The organism is Moorena sp. SIO3B2, from assembly GCF_010692525.1.
GTDB lineage: Bacteria > Cyanobacteriota > Cyanobacteriia > Cyanobacteriales > Coleofasciculaceae > Moorena > Moorena producens.
Genome location: NZ_JAAHHE010000542.1, coordinates 1 through 3,326, shown reverse-complemented (window position 1 = coordinate 3,326; position 3,326 = coordinate 1). Strand labels below are relative to the sequence as shown.

Sequence of the window (3,326 nt, the reverse complement as noted above, 5' to 3'; positions counted from 1 at the left end):
TCAGAAGAGACATGCGATCGCATGTCTCTTCAATTGTATCGAGGCAAACGCTTAACAGTCGGACAGACTATCAATACTGAGGGGAAGCATTTCTCCGTTGATCGTCAGTCCTAATAACATCGGCTCTTGGGGTTCTATAAACTTGCCAGTCAGTACACAACGCTCTTTGCGCTCAGCGATCGCTTTAATGGTGGCTCTGATATCAGACTTACAAAATTGAGGTCGATAATCACCGGACTTGTGCTGGACATAGTTCCAGAGAATATCTCGAATCAGAGCTTGATACCCCTGACTGCCAGAAAGTTCTTTGAGTTTATCTTTCAACTGTCGCTCCAGGCGGATGCTGGTAACTTCCATATCAGTGGTTGAGTTTTGACGGGTGAGTGTAGGCATTAATTTTTTCCTCCAAATATCTGGACATTCCCGTAATACAAGTGTAGTATTTAAAAAGCGGCTTGAAAATCGTTTTTCACAAATTTCGCCTTCAAACATTTCATCTTCTATGAGTCATCATTTAACCTCCTCCACCAATTGCTCAGATATCAACTGCTTCGGCGGTTCGGGATTCGGGGCAATATGGGTGGAGCTTTTGTTTAGGGGCAAATATGACTCGATCGCACAGGGAACAGTCGAGTATAGAAGGCATGATTCACAACCAATCAATTGTCGGCCAGAGATCAATCTGAAACTAAATAGACACAGCGGGAGGTATAGGCGAACGCTAGCAGTACTGACATAGCAATCAGCCTACCCTAAAAAATCTTAAACGCCCCCGCTCCTGACAAACAGAAGCGGGGGTTTGGTTTATGAGGAGTCAATCCGTGACAAGCACAACTGAGGTGTTGAGGCAATCGGTAGTGGTTTTTTCCAAAAACTACTTACCCATTAATCGAGTCAATATCAAACGAGCGATTGCTCTGTTGGTTACCGGAAAAGCTGAACCAATCGATTTCTTTGGTGGTAAGGGCTACAAAGTCCGTTCCCCTAGTGTGGTGATCTTGGTACCAACCCATATCCGCTTGATAGTTACCGAAACCGAACCAACTTGGCGAGTTCCTCCAGTAAATCGGCGGGAGGTCTTAAGACGGGACAAGCATCGGTGCCAATACTGTGGCAGCACCAAAAAGCTAACCCTCGACCATGTCATGCCTCGGTCAAAAGGCGGGAAACACAGTTGGGACAACGTCGTTACGGCATGTGAGCGTTGTAACAGCCTTAAAGGCAACCGCACTCCCCACCAAGCGGGAATGAAATTACCCAGACAGCCCAAAGCACCCATGCATCCAGCTATTGCTTTTGCGGAACAGTTTTGGCGTCAACAGCAAATCAATCGGTTAGAGGAGGAAGTTACAGGTAATGCTGAAACTGATTTATACCGAAAATAGCTTTTATCTAGAGCGTTTGGCTCAATCCCTAGAAGAATGGGTAACAAAACGAACCCTTGTCTCGCTCCGTGCGGGTGCAAGTTTCTATATCGAACCCAGCACTGCGTCATTTTTGCTACCAGCTAACTTGCCCCACCTCAGGGAATTAGAGGTGTTTGTGGAGCAAGACAAAACCGATGCGATCGCATTATCGATTTGTGATGCGGAATATGTTGAAGTAAGCCTACAAGGCACCTGGCTAACGTCAGATCCAGAAGATGAAGAGGGAATTTTTGTAACAGCAATGAACTATGCTGTTGAGTTTTTTCTCTATCAGCTGTGGCAAGAGGCTAACCATCGGGCTTCTGTTCCGAAGGATTGATTAAGAGGCGCACTTAGGTGTGCCTCTTTTTTACAGTTTTCTTTTAACAGTTCTCTTTAAACTTCTCAATGTCGATAGGCACCGATTTCTGGTTGAAACGGTACCACTTCCTGGTGTACCTCTACCCCCAACTGCTCTAACATCCCTTGCAAAACTGGGTCAGGAGATAACCTTAAATAGCTAGCCGTTACTTCTAAAGGGACATGGCGATTACCCAAATGATAAGCAGCTCGCAGCAAATTCACCGGTTTTTTGGCAGTGACAGTCAGTACCGGTTCTGGTTTAGCAGCAATTCGGATCATCACCTTCGTATCTTCAGCTTCCAGTAAATCCCCATCCTGCAAGACACTGCCCCTAGGCAAACGCAAATACAAATTTTCACCATCCGCTGTTTCAAAGCGGTGGCGAGTTCGGGTACGCTCCTCGGCTGTCAAGGAGAGGGTAAAGCCGACTTTAGTATTCTGATTAGCTCTGAGGCGTTTCGTAAAGGTGAGCATGGGCAATTTACCATTGCTTAATTCAGACTTCTGTTTAAAACAAATACCAAGTGAAGTAGGGTGAGCAAAGGTAAGCTATCAGCTATAAGTTATCAGTTATCAGCTATCAGTTATCAGCTTTTTAATAAGCGATGCAGCGCGGTCTTGGGGAGGCAGCGCGGTCTTGGGGAGGCAGCGCGGTCTTGGGGGTTTCCCCCATGAGCGACTGCCGTGGTCTCCCCCATGAGCGACTGCCGTGGTTTCCCCCACTCGCTATTGCATCAAGACAACAGGTAAGCATTGGTTTAATCTCTGTTACGTCAGCACCTCAAGTAGCTAAAGGCTGACCGCTGACCGCTGACCGCTGACCGCTGACCGCTGACCGCTTTTGCCCACCCTACAAGCTTGACATATTGTCAATTTTGTTGTAAGCGAACTAGTTCATTGTGGATGCGCCGTTGTAACTTCTGATCCGATTGGGCGCTAACGGTAATGGAATTAAATCGAGATATGGTCAAGTCATGACTTTCAGCAATGGTTTTCGAGCGCTTACAGTAGTTTACAGCCAGATCTTGGATATTTCGACGTAGACCTGCGATGGTTTTTACTTGGGTGCAGTTAATTTCAGGAACTATCTTGTCTTTGTCTTTGGTTAATTCCTGAATATCCTCATAGACACCTTGACGATTTTGATCGATCGCCAGAACAGCTTTGGCGTAATTCTTCAATTCCTGACTCTTTACTGCATCTGACGCTACTGTGGGGATAGCTGCGGTGGGGTCAGGGTCTGGACTGGAAGAACATCCAACCAAAACCACTATCATTCCGGCAAGCCATCCCAAGGGATAGATAAATTTGTTCATTAGCCGTTTTCTGGGAGATAAGCGACCTGCAGTGGCTAGCCGAAAGCTGGATTAGCCTATTTTTTACTATTACTAGTGGCTAGCTATTATGGTTGTTTTCAAGGTAACTATACCACTATAGGTCTAAACTTGATTGATAATTCCCAGGTGTGCAACTCGTCTTACTGCTTGCCCAAGAGGAACGTTGAGACCCTTACGCTTTTCCCAAAACGATTTAATTATGGTTGACGTTATGGTTTAA

The 3,326-nt window shown here is 46.0% G+C and carries 6 protein-coding genes; 3 read left to right on the top strand and 3 right to left on the bottom strand.

All coding sequences use genetic code 11. From position 1 onward, the window contains the following. Nucleotides 1-51: 51 nt before the first annotated feature. Entirely contained in the window at nucleotides 52-393 is a 342-nt protein-coding gene (locus tag F6K38_RS37680) for a hypothetical protein (RefSeq protein WP_044493063.1), read from the bottom strand. 413 nt (nucleotides 394-806) lie between these two features. Between F6K38_RS37680 and F6K38_RS37675 the strand changes: the two genes are divergently transcribed. Next, nucleotides 807-1,385 carry an HNH endonuclease gene (locus F6K38_RS37675; RefSeq protein WP_502708870.1) on the top strand — a complete coding sequence of 193 codons (579 nt, stop codon included), beginning with the start codon at nucleotides 807-809 and terminating at the stop codon, nucleotides 1,383-1,385. Beyond that, nucleotides 1,357-1,746, top strand: coding sequence for an alr0857 family protein (locus tag F6K38_RS37670; protein WP_008183840.1), 390 nt, complete (start codon nucleotides 1,357-1,359; stop codon nucleotides 1,744-1,746). The genes F6K38_RS37675 and F6K38_RS37670 overlap by 29 nt, the downstream gene beginning before the upstream one ends. A gap of 65 nt (nucleotides 1,747-1,811) precedes the next feature. Here F6K38_RS37670 and ureE read toward each other — a convergent pair whose 3' ends face one another. Further along, nucleotides 1,812-2,243 carry an urease accessory protein UreE gene (gene ureE / locus F6K38_RS37665; RefSeq protein ID WP_008183842.1) on the bottom strand — a complete coding sequence of 144 codons (432 nt, stop codon included), beginning with the start codon at nucleotides 2,241-2,243 and terminating at the stop codon, nucleotides 1,812-1,814. Nucleotides 2,244-2,374: 131 nt separating this feature from the next. Here ureE and F6K38_RS37660 point away from each other — a divergent pair, with 131 nt between their 5' ends. Continuing rightward, nucleotides 2,375-2,569, top strand: coding sequence for a hypothetical protein (locus tag F6K38_RS37660; RefSeq protein ID WP_287313059.1), 195 nt, complete (start codon nucleotides 2,375-2,377; stop codon nucleotides 2,567-2,569). Between the two features lie 69 nt (nucleotides 2,570-2,638). On the opposite strand, the gene F6K38_RS37655 is transcribed toward F6K38_RS37660, so the two are convergent. Next, entirely contained in the window at nucleotides 2,639-3,085 is a 447-nt protein-coding gene (locus tag F6K38_RS37655) for a DUF4168 domain-containing protein (RefSeq protein WP_008183844.1), read from the bottom strand. Between the last annotated feature and the right edge of the window lie 241 nt (nucleotides 3,086-3,326).

Bases quoted from the DNA above. Each gene is read 5' to 3' on its own strand.
- F6K38_RS37670 (WP_008183840.1), top strand. From the start codon at position 1,357: ATGCTGAAACTGATTTATACCGAAAATAGCTTTTATCTAGAGCGTTTG.
- F6K38_RS37675 (WP_502708870.1), top strand. From the start codon at position 807: ATGAGGAGTCAATCCGTGACAAGCACAACTGAGGTGTTGAGGCAATCG.
- ureE (WP_008183842.1), bottom strand. From the start codon at position 2,243: ATGCTCACCTTTACGAAACGCCTCAGAGCTAATCAGAATACTAAAGTC.
- F6K38_RS37680 (WP_044493063.1), bottom strand. From the start codon at position 393: ATGCCTACACTCACCCGTCAAAACTCAACCACTGATATGGAAGTTACC.
- F6K38_RS37655 (WP_008183844.1), bottom strand. From the start codon at position 3,085: ATGAACAAATTTATCTATCCCTTGGGATGGCTTGCCGGAATGATAGTG.
- F6K38_RS37660 (WP_287313059.1), top strand. From the start codon at position 2,375: ATGCAGCGCGGTCTTGGGGAGGCAGCGCGGTCTTGGGGAGGCAGCGCG.